This window comes from Chlorobium sp. KB01, assembly GCF_001975465.1.
Taxonomy (GTDB): Bacteria; Bacteroidota; Chlorobiia; order Chlorobiales; family Chlorobiaceae; genus Chlorobium.
In genome coordinates this window covers 24,647-40,120 of sequence record NZ_MPJE01000042.1, presented here as the reverse complement: position 1 = coordinate 40,120, position 15,474 = coordinate 24,647, and the positions used below count along the sequence as shown (strand labels likewise).

Sequence of the window (15,474 nt, the reverse complement as noted above, 5' to 3'; positions counted from 1 at the left end):
AACGAACTTCACATAATGGATTTACACTCGATCTGGTTCATATTTATTGCGCTTCTTTTTACCATACTGTTTCTGCTCGAAGGCTTTGATTTCGGCACCGGCATTCTCCTCCCGTTTATGGGAAGTGATGACAGGGAGCGACGCAGTGTCATCAACACCATCGGCCCATTCTGGCTCGGTAATGAAGTTTGGCTGGTAAGCGCAGGAGGCGCTATGTTTGCCGCATTTCCGGGATGGTATGCCTCACTCCTCAGCGGCTTTTATCCGCTCTTCCTGCTGATGCTGCTCTCGCTGATTTTTCGGGGTGCTGCCTTTGAATTCCGCAGCAAGTTCAGTAACCCGGCCCTGAAAAGAGTATCAGAGTGGATTATCTTTGGCGGCAGTCTTGTTCCGGCACTGCTCTGGGGAGTTATCCTCTCCAATTTCATCAGTGGAGTGCCTGTTGATGCATCCGGGAACTATACCGGAGCTCTCTCCAACCTTCTGAATCCCTTTGCCCTTGCCGGCGGAGCTGCCTCTGCATTGACCTTTACCCTTTACGGCGCACTCTTTCTCTCGCTGAAAACATCCGGCAGAGTGAAAGAACGGGCTATCGGCATCGCAAAAAAGCTCTGGGCTCCGGCCACACTCTCCCTGATGGTTTGCATCGCCTGCAGCGTAACCGTAACCTCCATAAAACCGGGCATCCTGCCACTGCTCTCACTACTCTCTCTTGCACCGGTTATAGTCCTGCTGCAGAAAAACAGATCCGGAGTGGCATTCATCATGACCGCCCTTGCCATTATTTTTACCGCACTCGCCATCTTCACGAACCTTTACCCGAGAGTGCTTGTTTCAAACCTCAATCCGGCATGGAGCCTGACCATATACAACGCCTCTTCAAGTGAGTACACCCTCGGCATCCTCACCGTAGTGGCACTGATATTTACGCCACTGGTCATCATTGCCCAGTGCTTGAGCTACCGGCTGTTCCGGGAGAGAGTTGCAACAGACTCGGAACTTGAATACTGACAACCTGCTCTCAAAGGAGTGAACCGGTTGCATCGAACTTTTTTATTATGTAGACTTAGTGCGATTTTGACACTGAACAAGAGCATGAACCATGAACATTGACCGGCGACTTTTTCAACTCATAAAAGAAGAACGAGCGCCGTTTATTCTGTCAATTATTTCAGGATCTATCGCGTCCGGAATGCTGATCGCCCAGGCGTTTTATCTGAGCAAAATCATCGATGGCGCGTTTATACAGAAAAGTGCAATAAACAACCTCATCCCTCTGTTCGGTTTTTTCGGACTCTTCAGCATCCTCCGCATGTGCTTCAACTGGAGTTCACACACCGAAGCCAACCGGGGCACCCTGACTATCCGGAAAAAACTCTTCACTCTCCTGACTGAAAAAGTGGGGCTTCTCGGACCGATCTACACCCGTTCGGTGCAAAGCGGAAAGCTCAGTACAACACTGCTCAAAGGTGTCGAAGCGCTCGATGCCTATTACAGCCAGTATATTCCTCAGATCTTTTTTGCTCTCTTCACACCTCTGCTTATCGTTGCCGCCATCTTTCCTGACGACTGGATTTCAGGGGTTATCCTCCTTGCAACAGCGCCGCTCATTCCCCTCTTCATGATCCTGATCGGAAAATCAGCCAGTGCCATGACTGAAAAGCAGTGGAAAACCATGAGCAGGATGAGCGGCTACTTTCTTGATGTTCTGCAAGGTCTGCCAACACTCAAGCTCTTTGCACAGAGCAGGGAGCAGCGAAAATCCATTGAAGAGTCCGGAGAGAACTTCCGCCAGGCAACCATGCGGGTATTGAAAGTTGCATTTCTCTCATCCCTGACGCTTGAGCTGGTCGGCACCATTGGTACCGCCGTTATTGCTGTCGGGATAGGGTTGCGTATCATGAAAGGCCAGATCGGCTTTCAGCCTGCGCTTTTCGTTCTGCTGCTTACCCCTGACTTTTATCTGCCCCTTCGCCAGCTCGGCACCAAATTCCATGCCGGAATGGAGGGTGTCAGTGCCTCAAAAGAGATTTTTGCCATTCTTGAACAACCAGCCCCGCTCCACAGCCCTGGTGTGCCTGCAATACAAGCCGAACCATTTGTCAGGTACCCTCTCATCCTGAACAATCTGAGCTACAGCTATCCCGGCTCTGAAGTTGCCGCTATCGACAACATTACCGCAACAATTACTGCCGGAAAAACCACGGCAATCATCGGGCCGAGTGGTGCAGGAAAAAGCACCCTGATCAATCTCCTTCTCCGCTTCCAGGAACCCGCCTCAGGCAGCATAACCATGAACGGGCGACCGATTCATGAAATTCCTCTTGAAGAGTGGCACAGGGAGATCTCCTGGGTACCGCAGCACCCATACCTCTTCAATGCCACACTGAAAGAGAATATTCTCCTTGGCAGAGCGGATGCATCTGAAAAAGAGATCTCCGACACCCTTGAAAAAACCGGTCTTTCGAGCTTTGTCCGGACACTGCCGAAAGGACTTGAAACCATGATTGGCGAACAGGGCTCCCGACTGAGCGGAGGAGAGGCCCAAAGGGTCGCTCTCGCAAGGGCATTTCTTAAAAACGCCCCCCTTCTGGTACTCGATGAACCAACATCGCATACCGATCCGGAACTCGAAGCCTCACTGCGCAGCTCAATCCTGGAACTCATGAAAGGGCGTACAACCTTAGTTATTGCCCACCGGCTTGAAACCATCATGAGAGCAGAACAGATCATTGTTGTCAGCAACGGGCGGATTACCGGAAAAGGAACACATGATGAGCTGATCGAAGCCGGCGGATTCTACCGTGATGCCCTGAAGTTGCAGCAGGAGGAGTGCGTATGAAAACGTTTATTCGACTGACCGCTATCGTCAGACCATACTTCTGGTGGATGGCACTTGCCGCCCTGATTGGCTTTGCCACAACCGGAAGCGGTATCGGCCTTCTGATGACCTCTGCCTACATCATCGCAAAGGCAGCACTGCAGCCTCCGATGGCCGCCCTTCAGCTCGGCATTGTCGGCGTAAGGTTTTTCGGCCTTGCCCGCGGAGTGCTGCGCTACGCCGAACGGCTCGTTTCCCATAACACAACCTTCAGGATACTGGCAAAACTCCGCCTCTGGTTCTATGATGCCCTTGAACCTCTTGCACCAGCCCGACTCCTGCACTTCAGAAGCGGTGATCTGCTTCAGCGGATTGTTGATGATATCCAGAGCCTTGAGAACCTCTACACACGGGTTCTGGCTCCCCCGGTCACCGCTATTCTGGTCGCGCTGCTCATGTGGGTGCTTGCAGGAACCTACTCTCTTCAGGCGGCACTCCTTATCCTCTGCTTTCACCTGCTGGCCGGTATCGGCGTCCCACTGCTTGCCATGCTGCTCGGCCGCGGCCTCTCAGTCGGCATCATGCACCGGAAGACCGATCAGCAACTCCTTGCGCTTGATCTCTTTCAGGGGATCGGGGAGCTTCAGGTATACGGCAGACTTGCCGGGCATCTTGAGGAGATGCGCTCTGTCGAATCAGCCAAACTCCGGCTCCAGAGAAAAAACGCCATTATTGAAGGCTTGCAGGAGTCACTTACCGGTCTGCTGATGAATGGCGCGGTACTCACGATACTCTGGGCACTCATACCGACAGTCTCGACCGGAGCCATGAACAGCATCTCACTTGCAGTCATAACGCTTGCGGTCATGGCCTCTTTTGAGCCGTTTATCCCTCTTCCGGCAGCAGTAAAACACCTTGAAGCCGACAGGCATGCTGGAGATCGCCTTTTTGAAATACTTGATGCCAAGCCTGAAACCTCAAGCCCTGCAGCGCCGGTACCTTTCCCTGCAAACCGTGCCATCAAAATCGAAAAACTCAGCTTCACCTATCCGGGAAGCCTCACGAAAGCGCTCGATGCGATATCCTTCTCTGTTCCGGCAGGTCAGCAAATTGCCATTGTCGGGCCAAGCGGTGCAGGTAAATCAACCATCACCTCCCTCTTCATGCGATTCTGGAACAGTTCAGAAGGATGTATCGCTATCGGTGATGTTGACATCAGCCTCCTTGACCCGGAGGAGTTGCGTCGAAATATCTCACTCGTATCACAGCGAACCTACCTCTTCGCTGAAACCATCAGGGAAAACCTTCTGCTCGCAAAACCCGATGCAACTGACGAAGAGCTGCGCAAAGCCCTATCCCAGGCGGGTCTCATCAACTTTGCATCCAAACTTGACGAATGGATCGGACAGCACGGCATGAAACTCAGTGGAGGCGAACGCCAGCGCATCGCCATTGCACGTATTGTGCTGCAAAATGCTCCGATGATCATTCTTGATGAAGCAACTGCCAACCTGGACGGTATCACTGAAAAAGAGGTTACTGATACCCTTTCCTCCATCAGCAGAGGCAAAACCATGATCACCATCACCCACAGACTGAAGGCCATGGATCAGTACGACAACATCATCGTACTTGATAAAGGAAAAATTGTGGCACAGGGAGTTCATGAGAATCTCATGAGCACAGAAGGGCTTTACCGCAGAATGTGGAAGCTTCAGCATTCTGCGGATATTGCATAAAAAAGCCAATACATCATCGAAACGCTGAACGCTCCGGAAAAAAGTAAATCGATGAACTTGCCTTACGCTATACCACTATAAATTGCACTGCCCCTCCCCATTATGCGAGCAGGGTCAGTTTATTGAAAACCTTCTCGGCTATATGACCATCAACAGCTTTTTGGTAGGCTTTGAAACCCTCGGTGTTCATATGCTTTTCAAGCAGAGCAGGGCTCTCCCATATTTCATAAAAGATAAATACCGCCGGATCACTGTTGTCTTCGTGACAGAAGTACTTTATGCACCCCTCCTCCTCTCTGGCAAGAGCTACAAGTTTAAGCAGCTCACTTTTGACCAGTTCAACAGACTCATTTTTTGCCACTACTTTTGCTACAAGTGTCAGGTTTGACATTCGGTACCCCTTTATTTGAATATTTTTACTCTTCCAATCTGATTACGGAACTTCTGAACAAACAGCAGAAAATGGCCGGAAAAACAATACGTTTTTCGAAACACAGCCGGTTTGGAATACATAAAAAATAACGTACTTTATCATCGACATAAATACGGTTATTTTCTAAGAATGCCCCCGCAAAAACCACCCTTTTTTACAGTAACAAACCAAGAGAAAGCAGATAAACATGGCAATTACAATACCTGAGTCTATCCCTCATGACATTCAGATCGTTATCGGATGGTATCTTTTTGCCGGAGGAGTTGCTCTTGCTGTTCTACTGAATAAACGAAAAAGCTGAAAGTGCCCAAAACTCAAATTGCAATACTTTTTAAGGCTACGTCACAACCTCTCGCTACAGACCTGCCATCGCTATCGTATCCTGAATGCAGTCATAAACGGATCACTCGGTCTGCTGCTGTGTAACTGTGTGAATCTTCGTCGTATCAAACCCCATAGAACCAGCCTTCCCTACAAGCTCTTCGAGAAGCTCCCTCTCCATCAGAGGTGTTCTGGAAAGGATCCAGAAGTACGACCGGTTACTGCCGCACACAACTGACCAGGAGTAGTTTGTCCTGTCAAGCGCTATAACATTGTAACTCGCATAAAAAGGGCCGAAAAAGGAGACCTTCAAAGCCCCTTTGGTAGTATCATCAATAAAAACGCCGCGGCCTTCAATAGTTTTCCACTGACGTTTTTTTACCTTGTAACCGCTGTTCAAAACTTTGACGCTGCCATCTTCCGCCAGCGAGTAAACAGCCGTAGCCTGCTCAATTCCCTTCTCAAACCGGTTGTCAATTCTGGCAATTTCGTACCACTTGCCCAGATAACGATCCAGTGCGAAATTATCGACAACGGTAATCCCCTGCGGTACACCGGTACATCCGGCAAGCAACAGAAATCCAAGCAAAAAGAGTTTTTTCATAAACGTAGCTCCGGTTATAGCTGTTTCGGCACAAGATTAAAAGTAATAACCGATAGCAACACCAGAGAGTTGCCTTGGTGTCATTTCGTATCCCTCCCGAACGAAAGAGAGGAAACTTTCGGGATGAGAAATTTAAGACTTTCGAGTCAAGCAAGAGATCCCTCTGCCGACAGGTCGTCATCGGGATGACAAAGAAAAAGAGCAGAATTTCAGTGCTACGTTGTTAAGAAAAGCATCTTTAAAAATCGTCGTGAGCGGTTTGAGAGCAAGGCAGCGGAGAAACCGGAGTGTACACAAAGTACATGAGGATTTCGACTACCGCCCAACGATGCAATCAAATCGTGTAACAGATTTTTAGTGACTTCCGGTAAGGGTGTTGCGGCAAGCCTCTCCGGGATACTCTACCTCAACGGTTGAATGGTAAAGACCATGGCGTTCAACCAGCGTTCTGATACGCTCCTTGAGCTGTATATAGCTTTCAGCGTCAAGCATGGTAGCAACTTCAAGGTGAGCGGTAAAGACCGTATGCACTCCGTCCAGAGACCAGATATGGGCATGGTGTACGGCATGGATATGTTGCAACTCTTCAATTTCACGGGTGATTGCCTCAAGATCCTGCTCATCGGGCACTGCCTGAAGAAAAACCGGCACCATTGCCCTGAGATTTTTGATAACTCCGCCGAGAATATAGAGGGTAATGAGGATGGCAAGTATCGGGTCAAGCACCGGAACATCCCAGAAGAGCAGAATAACAGCCACAACAAGCACCGCCACCCATCCGAGCACATCTTCGAGCAGATGCAGCGCAACAACCCGGGCATTCATCCCTTTCTCTTTGGAGAGCCTTGCCATGGCAAGGCCGTTAACAGCAACCCCGGCAATGGCAAGGATGATCATCCCTCCTGCATCGGGGTGATGGGGCTCAAAAATCCTGGGGATGGCCCGCGAAAGCACAAAGAGAGAACTGGTGAGCAGGACCACCGTACTGATCAGTGCGCCAAGAAGCGAAAACCGCTTGTATCCATAGGAGTATCGGGAGCTGCTTGATGCGTCGGATATTTTCTCAAAATACCATGCCTGACCAAGAGCAATGGAGTCGCCAAGGTCATGCACCGCATCAGCAAGAATTGCCGTGCTGCCGGTCAGGATTCCGCCGACAATTTCGACAACGGTAAACCCGAGGTTCAGAAAAAAAGCCGTCCTGATGTTTCCTGATGCATGATGATGATGGTGGTGATGATGGTCATGGTGGTCATGAAGCTCTTCTCCTGAAGGTTTACTGCTCATAAAATCCTCGCTGAACCCGTTTACAGGTTATGGTATTTGCCCGTCTCATCATCATTTTACCATTCAGAATGCTCTGCATATTGACAGATGTGTACGAGGAAGAAATTTAATGTATTTTCAACTGCAAGCGTTTAATTCGGCAAAAAAATGTATCAACTGTTCATGAACACCTATCTCCGATGGACGCTCTCTTTCTGTTTTGTACTCCTGCTCTGCATAGCAAGCTTCACGGTTGCCGATATTCCTGCGGCCGTCTGGCTTAATGCACTGAAAGAGAGCCCGGTTTTCCAACTCTTCAGCTTCATAACGCTCTTCGGTGAATCGCAATGGTATCTTGTTCCCGGTTTCCTGCTTTTTATTGCTCTTAGAAAAAAAAATCCGTTCGTTGCACGTCAGGGACTTTTTCTCTTCACCGCGGTTGCCGTGTCGGGGATAGCGGCTGACATCATCAAATTTATAGCCGGGCGGGCGCGCCCCAAACTCTGGTTCAGTGACAAACTCTATCTCTTTGACTTTTTCCATACAGAAGCCGAGTGGACCTCGTTTCCATCCGGACATTCGGCAACCGCTTTCAGCGCGGCAATTGTCCTCTCAGTGTATTACCCCCGATGGCGGATGCTCTTTTTTTCTGCCGCCATCCTGATCGCATGCAGCAGAATCGTGCTGACCAAACACTACATCAGCGATGTCCTTGCCGGTTCATTCCTCGGCATCGCATCCACAGTTCTGCTCTATAACCGATATTTCAAAACGAGACTCAATGCAGTTGAATCTTCCGAAATCTGAAACCACCCGTTTTCTGGCACTGCTCGGACTTCTTGTTGCGGTCAGTTTCTTTGCAGGCCTTGGATCTTCACCGCTTTTTGACGTCGATGAAGGGGCTTTCAGCGAAGCAACCCGTGAGATGATGGTGAGCAAGAACTATCTGACCACATGGCTGAACGGCGCTCCCCGTTTTGATAAGCCCATACTCATCTACTGGCTCCAGCTTTTATCGGTCAACATGTTCGGAGTGAACGAGTTTGCATTCCGCCTCCCCTCTGCACTGGCCGGAACCGCCTGGGCAGCTTCAATTTTTGTTGTTGTACGCAAAGTATCCGGCAACCGGCAGGCCTTCCTTGCTGCTGCAATGATGGTGCTCTCGCTCCAGGTAAACGTCATCGCCAAGGCCGCCATAGCCGATGCACTCCTGAACGCCCTGCTTGCCATAACCATGTTTGCCCTCTTCCGTCATTTTGAAACAGGCTCAAAGCGGGCGCTCTACCTTGCATTTGCTCTGGCAGGGTTGGGCATGCTCACCAAGGGACCGATTGCCGTCATCATACCGGTGTCCGTTTTTTTTATCTTCTCACTCGTTGAAGGAGAGTTGAAAAGATTGGTGCGCGCCACGTTTTCTCCCTGGGGCATCATCATCTTTCTTTGTATTGCTCTCCCCTGGTATCTGCTTGAATACCGCGAACAGGGAATGGCCTTTATTGAAGGCTTTTTCTTCAAACACAATATCAGCCGCTTCAACACCTCATTCGAGGGCCACTCGGGCTCCCTCTTCTACTATTTTCCGGTACTCATCATCGGTTTGATGCCCTTTACCGGACTTCTCTTTACCGTGCTGTTCAACCTGAAAAAACTCTTTGCGGAACGTGAAAACCGCTTTCTGCTGATCTGGTTCGGTTTTGTCTTTATCTTTTTCTCGCTCTCCGGCACAAAACTTCCTCACTACGTCATTTACGGCTATACACCGCTCTTCATACTCATGGCGAGGGCTCTGCCTCTGAGCCGCCACCCCCGGCTTCTTGCCCTCTGGCCGCTGATGCTCCTCATCCTGCTTGCACTCCTTCCTGTTATTGCCCGAACAGCCATGAGCTATACCGATGACCTCTATCTGCTGACTCTGTTTGCCGAGGGAATTACGCTCACCGGAACGTCACACATCCTTGTAATCATTGCATCACTTCTCGGGATCCTTGCCATAGAGTGTCTTTCCCGGTTTTCTGTTGCGGACAAACTGATTGCTACGGGAGTGATTTTTGCACTCATCATCAACATCCATCTGATGCCGATTGCAGGAAAACTCCTCCAGGAACCGGTAAAGGAGGCCGCTCTGCTCGCCAGGACAGCGGGGTATAAAATCGTGATGTGGGAAGTCTATTACCCCTCTTTTTTCGTATATTCTGAATCTTTTGCTGAAAGACGGGAGCCGCTTCCGGGAGAGATTGCCCTGACAACAGTCAAGCAACTTGCCACACTCGACACTCCTGCCATACTCTACAGCAAACGCGGCATTGTGCTGGTGAAAATAAAGCAATAAACCCGGATAATCATGAAGCTCTCTGTCGTCATCCCGGTCATGAATGAGGTTGAGAACATCAAACCGCTGTTTGCTGCTCTTGCTTCATCGCTTGCCGGCATCGATCACGAGATCGTTCTGGTTGATGATGGTTCTACCGATGGAACAGTAGCTGAAATCCAGGCAAATGCCCCCTCTAACCTGCAACTCGTTGTACTGAACAAAAATTATGGCCAGACAACAGCCATGGCTGCCGGTATTGATCATGCAAAAGGGGACTTGATTGCCACCCTTGACGGTGACCTGCAGAACGACCCTTCGGACATTCCGATGATGATGCGCTACCTTTTTGACAACGATCTCGATGTTGTTGCAGGAAGGCGCGCAGGAAGGCAGGATGGCATGATACTGCGGAAAATCCCCAGCAAGATAGCCAATGCTCTCATCCGGACACTCACCGATGTACACATCCGGGACTATGGATGCACCCTGAAGGTGTTCAAAAAGGATGTTGCAAAAAATCTCGGCCTTTACGGCGAGCTGCACCGGTTTATTCCGGTACTGGTACAGCTCTATGGTGCCAAAATGGCGGAAGTTGATGTCCGTCACCATGCACGGCAGTTCGGCAAATCCAAATACGGAATCGGCCGCACCTTCAAGGTGATGAGCGACCTGCTCTTTATGGTCTTCTTTCAGAAATACAGCCAGAAGCCGATGCACCTGTTCGGTACGCTCGGGTTTTCTTCACTGTTTATCGGTCTGGCTCTGAACCTCTACCTGCTCTTTGTGAAAATCATGGGCGAGAAGATCGGGGGCCGCCCGCTGCTCTCGCTCGGCATCATCATGACCTTTATCGGCATTCAGCTTATTACGACCGGGTTTATAGCAGAGTTCATCATGCGTACCTATTACGAGTCGCAGAACAAGAAACCCTATATCATCAAAAAGATCATTGGCAAACAGTAACGCCCGGCTGAAAAAGCTGCTCAAACCACTTGTTCAGCTTCTTTTTACCTCTCTGGCCCTCTATCTGGTGCTGAAAAAGACCGATATAGCAAAACTGGCCGATATTATCCGCAGTGCAAACCCGTGGTATCTTCTGCTCTCCCTGCTTTTCTTCAATATCTCCAAGATATTCAACGCTATACGCCTGAACCGCTTTTTCAAAGCTATTGATCTTGAGCTCTCCTTCATCTACAACCTCAAGCTCTACTATCTTGGCATGTTCTATAATCTTTTTCTTCCGGGAGGTATAGGAGGGGACGGCTACAAAATTTTTGTACTGAAAAAAAATCACGGCCTTAAAACAATCAATGTCTTTCACGCCGTGCTGTGGGACCGGATCTGCGGAATGGTCGCCCTTGTTTTTCTCTCGATTGCGCTGCTGCTTCCCAGCAGTTATGCCGCACAATTTCCGGAGATGATCCCATGGGCATGGGCCGTGCTTGCAGGAATCTATCCGCTGTCACTCCTACTGAACAGACTCTTCTATAAACAGTTTCTCCCGGTATTCACCATCACCGCCATAGAGTCGATGCTGGTCCAGGTTACCCAGATTGTATCGGCATATTTCATTCTCAAGGCGATCTCGCAAAACGCAAACATTATCGACTACCTGGCCATCTTTCTTATTTCGGCTGTAGCAACCATTCTGCCGATCACCATCGGAGGCGCCGGAGCACGTGAAATAACCTTCTACTACATGCTCAATGCCATACATCTTGCCACAGACAGCGGCATTGCCCTGTCGCTCATTTTCTTTGCCATCTCGGCAATCTCATCGCTTGCGGGAATCCTCGGCAGAATCAGGCATGAAAAAAGTGTGCCTGATCAGATGGAAAAGTGACCGGCTAAAACAGAAACAGCAGAGTACCGCTATAGTCAAAAACAAATTCCGGGCACCTCTATTAATTGTCCAGTGAGAATCCCGAGAACAAGGCGGACGGAGCGCAGAAACCGGAATGTATACGTAGTACATGAGGATTTAGAGCACCGCCCAACGCAGTAATCGGGTTTCGGAACAAATCAATAGAGGTGCCCTTCAGCTCTTCAGTTTGTTGCACAACTCAAGATCCCGCAGCCTTATCTGGATCTGCTCCCGGTTATTCCACACCCTTTTTTCCACCGAATAGATCATAACAAATACCGGACGGGAGCGGGCGCTGAGATCGGTATAGATATCCGGACGATCAAAGCCGATAACCTCAAAAATCCTTCCGCCGCTATCCCTGACACTAAACTTCACATGCCTCTTGCTGAGCAGCCTTGGAGTACCGAAAAGCTGAAGTTCACGGGACATAAAGAGCGGCTCCCTGTTTCCATAGCCTAAAGGTGCAAACTGGGCAAGTACATTGATGAAGTTCGGCGTGATCTCCTCAAGAGGAAGCTGTGCATCGACAGCAAGCGCTTTCTGCTGCTGCTCAAGGGAGAGACGCGCAGCGCAGACCTCATTGAACTTTTTACGGAATCCGGCAAGATTTTCAGGGCGAAGAATAACTCCCGCAGCCTGATGATGGCCTCCAAACTGTTCGAGATACGCACTGCACTCCTGCAGTGCCTCATAGATATTAAATCCCTCAATACTTCTGACCGACCCCTTTATGAGTCCATTCATGCTGCCGAGAATTACGGTCGGGAGATAGTGTTTTTCAAGCATCTTGGATGCCACAATACCAAGGACCCCAAGATGCCATGACTCATCATAGAGCACAATTGAAGAACAATATGATGCAAAATGGCTTTCAACCATCTTTTCCGCCTTGATCATGATGTCACTGTCAATCTCCCGGCGAAGAGCATTCATGCGATCAAGTTCCCCGGCATGGCGGACCGAGTCATCCATTGATTCCGAAACAAGCCACTCCATGGCAAGATGTGCTGAACCCATCCTGCCGGCAGCATTGATACGGGGAGCAATACCGAATGCAATATGAAACATGCCGAGCTCTGAAGAAGCGACCTTCATGAGAGAAAACAGAGCCTTGAACGTGCCTCTCGGTTTTACCCGCATTCTTTTCAATCCCTCACGAACCAGGGTTCGATTTTCCTGTTCCAGTGCAACCATATCAGCCGCAGTAGCTATCGCAACAAAATCAAGATATTTCTGCCAGCTTTCATCATCCGCCCCTGAATTCCCGGCTATAGCCTGAATAAGCTTGAATGCAACACCACAACCGCATAGCTCGCGGAATGGATAGGTCGAACCCGGGACCTTCGGATTCAGAATTGCGTAGGCTGGCGGCAGTTCATCAGGCTCATGATGATCACAGACTATGACATCAATACCAAGCTCACCGCACCGCTTGATCTCCCCGTTAGCACGTATACCGCAATCAACCGTAATGACCAGCAAAACCTGCCGCCCGAGAGCCGTATCAATACCTTCGTCAGATAAACCGTACCCCTCCGTAAACCGGTCATTAATGTACCAGGAGACCTCGGCACCCTGCTCTTTGAGAAAGAGAAAAAGCATCGCTGTTCCGGTTGTACCGTCAACGTCATAATCGCCATAGATCATAATTTTCTCATGCATCCTGACCGCTTGAAGCACACGATCAACCGCCCGCTGCATCTGCTGCATGAGAAAGGGAGAGGGGATATGCTCGATTGATGACCGGAAATAATCCCTGGCAGCATCAAACGTCGTGACACCACGATTGCATAAGGCTCTTGCAACAGGCTGACTGACATTTATCGCTTCAGTTAGAGCCTGAACAGTCTCATCATCAGGAGCAAGTAAATTCCATCGATATCGTTTCATGAAACAGGGATGAGAGTGCTTGCTTTGAAAAAGTGTCAAGGTATATAACACTTCGGCATTTCTTTACAAAAACGGCTCAACGGGCAATTTTACTCTCTATTTGAAAGCGAGACTGAAATTTCTACATTTAAGGTTTAAATGTCGCTGATTAATCCCCTACCACCTAACCATCAGGATGAGTGAGCATGAGCAATTTGATTACCATTGAACGCCATATCCTCGAACAGCAGAAGTACTTCCCCGAAGCACACGGCGAACTTACCGACCTGCTTACGGATGTCGCCTTTGCAGCAAAACTGGTACGAAGAGAGGTTGTCCGTGCCGGACTGGTCGATATTCTCGGGTTTGCAGGAAGCACCAATGTTCAGGGTGAAGAGGTCAAAAAACTTGACTTGTTCGCCAATGAAAAAATCATCTCCGCCATCGGTCAGCACGGCCGGTTTGCCGTCATGGGCTCTGAGGAGAACGAAGGAATCATTATCCCGCCGAAAAACGAGACCGGGAGCTATGCTCTTCTCTTCGATCCGCTCGACGGCTCCTCAAATATTGATGTCAATGTCAGTGTCGGCACCATCTTCTCCATCTATCGGCTCAAAGGGGATGACCCCTGCAAGGCAAGCATCAACGACTGTCTGCAGCATGGATATGAGCAGGTTGCAGCCGGTTACGTTATCTACGGCTCTTCTGTGGTCATGGTCTACACTACCGGCCACGGTGTTCACGGCTTTACCTACGACCCGACAATCGGAGAGTTCCTCCTTTCACACGAAAACATCATCACACCGAAGAGCGGCAAATACTACTCCATCAATGAAGGCTCCTACGCACAGTTCAACGATGGTACAAAAAAATACCTCGACTACATCAAGGAGGAGGATCCTGCAACCAATCGTCCATACAGCACCCGCTACATCGGTTCGCTCGTAGCGGACTTCCACCGCAACCTGCTGACCGGAGGAGTCTTCGTCTATCCGCCAACAACAAAACATCGCAGCGGAAAGCTGAGGCTTATGTATGAAGCCAATCCCCTTGCCTTTATCTGCGAGCAGGCCGGAGGACGGGCAACTGACGGCAGAAACCGTATTCTTGACATTCAGCCGACCTCACTCCATCAGCGCACTCCGCTCTATATCGGCAGTGAAGAGGATGTTATTGTTGCCGAGGAGTTCGAGCAGGGATTGAGGTAAATCGATTATGGATTGCGCATTATGTCATCTCGACTGAAAGGAGAGATCTCTCTCTTGCGTTCGAGATCACAGACCCGGCTCAATTCGGAATCAACATACATGAAAACAAAAAAGTCCTCTTGCGAGGACTTTTTTGTTGATAACCATCGATATTTCCTACACCACACCGCGGTCGTACTCGGGATAAAATATCCGCTCGATGCCGACGGTTTTGCCGGTTGAGTGGTCAAGCGAGAGCAGCACTGCAGCAAAATGGACATCATCTTCGGCGCACTCGTACTTGTGCGGAGTCTGATAGAGCATCCTGTCGGTAGCAGATTTTATCTGCATGCCGATAACCGAGTTGTGCGGCCCGGTCATGCCCGCATCGGAACAGTATCCGGTCCCTTTCGGAAGAATGCGCTCATCAGCCGTCTGCACATGGGTGTGGGTACCGATGACTGCTGAAACCCGGCCGTCAAGATACCATCCGAGCGCTATTTTTTCAGCCGTAGCCTCCGCATGGATGTCAACAAAAATAAAACGGACTTTATCCTTGTGCTGCTCCTTGATCTGCTTCAGCACCCAGTCAGCAGTCCGGAACGGGCAGTCGATCGAGTACATAAAGGTTCTGCCCTGCAGGTTAACAACGGCAATGTCGCCAAGCCCGTCCGGCAGCTTGAAAACACCGTAGCCCTTGCCGTAGGTACCTTTCGGGTAGTTCAGCGGGCGCAGAACCTGTGGGTGCGTTTTAAGGGTGTCGAAAAAGTTGAAGTTGCTCCAGGTATGGTTGCCACCCGTCACAACGTTAACGCCTGCCGCAATCAGTTGATTAAGCGCCTCAAGGCTCATCCCCTTGCCATGATGGGCATTCTCGCCGTTACAGACCACAAAATCGACATCATGCTTTTTGATGAAGTTCTTCAGCCATAAATCAACCATCTTCAATCCCGGAGTACCGACAACATCGCCGATAAACATCACCTTCACCGTTTTCTGTGCCATACCTGATACTGTTCATATTCTATTGCTAAAGCTGACTGTGCTGAATTTACT

The 15,474-nt window shown here is 49.7% G+C and carries 13 protein-coding genes; 8 read left to right on the top strand and 5 right to left on the bottom strand.

All coding sequences use genetic code 11. The features are described from left to right. Window positions 1–15: 15 nt before the first annotated feature. The 3 genes from cydB (at window position 16) to cydC (ending at window position 4,560) form a co-directional block, all read left to right on the top strand. Window positions 16–1,011: a cytochrome d ubiquinol oxidase subunit II gene (gene cydB, locus BOO20_RS04635; protein WP_076790948.1), complete on the top strand. Its 996-nt coding sequence runs from the start codon at window positions 16–18 to the stop codon at window positions 1,009–1,011. 91 nt (window positions 1,012–1,102) lie between these two features. After that, the gene (cydD, locus tag BOO20_RS04630) at window positions 1,103–2,842 is read left to right on the top strand and encodes a thiol reductant ABC exporter subunit CydD (protein ID WP_076790946.1); all 1,740 of its coding nucleotides are present in this window, start codon (window positions 1,103–1,105) and stop codon (window positions 2,840–2,842) included. Beyond that, window positions 2,839–4,560 carry a thiol reductant ABC exporter subunit CydC gene (cydC, locus tag BOO20_RS04625; protein ID WP_076790944.1) on the top strand — a complete coding sequence of 574 codons (1,722 nt, stop codon included), beginning with the start codon at window positions 2,839–2,841 and terminating at the stop codon, window positions 4,558–4,560. Before cydD ends, cydC begins: the two co-directional genes overlap by 4 nt. A gap of 100 nt (window positions 4,561–4,660) precedes the next feature. Here cydC and BOO20_RS04620 read toward each other — a convergent pair whose 3' ends face one another. The 3 genes from BOO20_RS04620 to BOO20_RS04610 all read right to left on the bottom strand — a co-directional run bounded on the left by BOO20_RS04620 (window position 4,661) and on the right by BOO20_RS04610 (window position 7,205). Continuing rightward, window positions 4,661–4,951: a putative quinol monooxygenase gene (locus tag BOO20_RS04620; protein ID WP_006365236.1), complete on the bottom strand. Its 291-nt coding sequence runs from the start codon at window positions 4,949–4,951 to the stop codon at window positions 4,661–4,663. A 445-nt stretch (window positions 4,952–5,396) separates the two neighbouring features. Next, complete coding sequence (locus tag BOO20_RS04615) at window positions 5,397–5,918, bottom strand: lipocalin family protein (RefSeq protein ID WP_076790943.1); 522 nt, start codon at window positions 5,916–5,918, stop codon at window positions 5,397–5,399. A 354-nt stretch (window positions 5,919–6,272) separates the two neighbouring features. Further along, window positions 6,273–7,205 (bottom strand): cation diffusion facilitator family transporter, encoded by a 933-nt coding sequence (locus tag BOO20_RS04610; protein ID WP_076790941.1) that lies wholly within the window; start codon window positions 7,203–7,205, stop codon window positions 6,273–6,275. 162 nt (window positions 7,206–7,367) lie between these two features. Between BOO20_RS04610 and BOO20_RS04605 the strand changes: the two genes are divergently transcribed. From BOO20_RS04605 to BOO20_RS04590, 4 genes are read left to right on the top strand one after another with little or no spacing between them, the layout of a single operon-like run. Then, on the top strand, window positions 7,368–7,991 hold the full coding sequence (locus BOO20_RS04605) for a phosphatase PAP2 family protein (protein ID WP_076790972.1): 624 nt from the start codon (window positions 7,368–7,370) through the stop codon (window positions 7,989–7,991). Continuing rightward, window positions 7,966–9,513 (top strand): glycosyltransferase family 39 protein, encoded by a 1,548-nt coding sequence (locus tag BOO20_RS04600; RefSeq protein ID WP_076790939.1) that lies wholly within the window; start codon window positions 7,966–7,968, stop codon window positions 9,511–9,513. The genes BOO20_RS04605 and BOO20_RS04600 overlap by 26 nt, the downstream gene beginning before the upstream one ends. Before the next feature lie 12 nt (window positions 9,514–9,525). Further along, window positions 9,526–10,458: a glycosyltransferase family 2 protein gene (locus tag BOO20_RS04595; RefSeq protein ID WP_076790937.1), complete on the top strand. Its 933-nt coding sequence runs from the start codon at window positions 9,526–9,528 to the stop codon at window positions 10,456–10,458. Next, window positions 10,445–11,338, top strand: a complete 894-nt coding sequence (locus BOO20_RS04590) for a lysylphosphatidylglycerol synthase transmembrane domain-containing protein (RefSeq protein WP_076790935.1) — start codon at window positions 10,445–10,447, stop codon at window positions 11,336–11,338. Before BOO20_RS04595 ends, BOO20_RS04590 begins: the two co-directional genes overlap by 14 nt. A 195-nt stretch (window positions 11,339–11,533) precedes the next feature. Here BOO20_RS04590 and recJ read toward each other — a convergent pair whose 3' ends face one another. Beyond that, a complete protein-coding gene (recJ, locus tag BOO20_RS04585) occupies window positions 11,534–13,252 on the bottom strand; it encodes a single-stranded-DNA-specific exonuclease RecJ (protein WP_076790933.1) in 1,719 nt (572 codons plus the stop codon). Window positions 13,253–13,437: 185 nt separating this feature from the next. Here recJ and fbp point away from each other — a divergent pair, with 185 nt between their 5' ends. Continuing rightward, window positions 13,438–14,439, top strand: coding sequence for a class 1 fructose-bisphosphatase (fbp, locus tag BOO20_RS04580; RefSeq protein ID WP_076790932.1), 1,002 nt, complete (start codon window positions 13,438–13,440; stop codon window positions 14,437–14,439). A gap of 156 nt (window positions 14,440–14,595) precedes the next feature. Here fbp and BOO20_RS04575 read toward each other — a convergent pair whose 3' ends face one another. After that, the gene (locus BOO20_RS04575; RefSeq protein WP_076790931.1) at window positions 14,596–15,423 is read right to left on the bottom strand and encodes a TIGR00282 family metallophosphoesterase; all 828 of its coding nucleotides are present in this window, start codon (window positions 15,421–15,423) and stop codon (window positions 14,596–14,598) included. Window positions 15,424–15,474 lie beyond the last annotated feature (51 nt).

Excerpts from the sequence above, each read along its gene's own strand:
- BOO20_RS04605 (WP_076790972.1), top strand. The coding sequence starts at position 7,368 with ATGAACACCTATCTCCGATGGACGCTCTCTTTCTGTTTTGTACTCCTG.
- cydC (WP_076790944.1), top strand. The coding sequence starts at position 2,839 with ATGAAAACGTTTATTCGACTGACCGCTATCGTCAGACCATACTTCTGG.
- BOO20_RS04615 (WP_076790943.1), bottom strand. The coding sequence starts at position 5,918 with ATGAAAAAACTCTTTTTGCTTGGATTTCTGTTGCTTGCCGGATGTACC.
- cydD (WP_076790946.1), top strand. The coding sequence starts at position 1,103 with ATGAACATTGACCGGCGACTTTTTCAACTCATAAAAGAAGAACGAGCG.
- BOO20_RS04620 (WP_006365236.1), bottom strand. The coding sequence starts at position 4,951 with ATGTCAAACCTGACACTTGTAGCAAAAGTAGTGGCAAAAAATGAGTCT.
- BOO20_RS04600 (WP_076790939.1), top strand. The coding sequence starts at position 7,966 with ATGCAGTTGAATCTTCCGAAATCTGAAACCACCCGTTTTCTGGCACTG.
- recJ (WP_076790933.1), bottom strand. The coding sequence starts at position 13,252 with ATGAAACGATATCGATGGAATTTACTTGCTCCTGATGATGAGACTGTT.
- BOO20_RS04595 (WP_076790937.1), top strand. The coding sequence starts at position 9,526 with ATGAAGCTCTCTGTCGTCATCCCGGTCATGAATGAGGTTGAGAACATC.
- fbp (WP_076790932.1), top strand. The coding sequence starts at position 13,438 with ATGAGCAATTTGATTACCATTGAACGCCATATCCTCGAACAGCAGAAG.
- BOO20_RS04575 (WP_076790931.1), bottom strand. The coding sequence starts at position 15,423 with ATGGCACAGAAAACGGTGAAGGTGATGTTTATCGGCGATGTTGTCGGT.
- BOO20_RS04610 (WP_076790941.1), bottom strand. The coding sequence starts at position 7,205 with ATGAGCAGTAAACCTTCAGGAGAAGAGCTTCATGACCACCATGACCAT.
- cydB (WP_076790948.1), top strand. The coding sequence starts at position 16 with ATGGATTTACACTCGATCTGGTTCATATTTATTGCGCTTCTTTTTACC.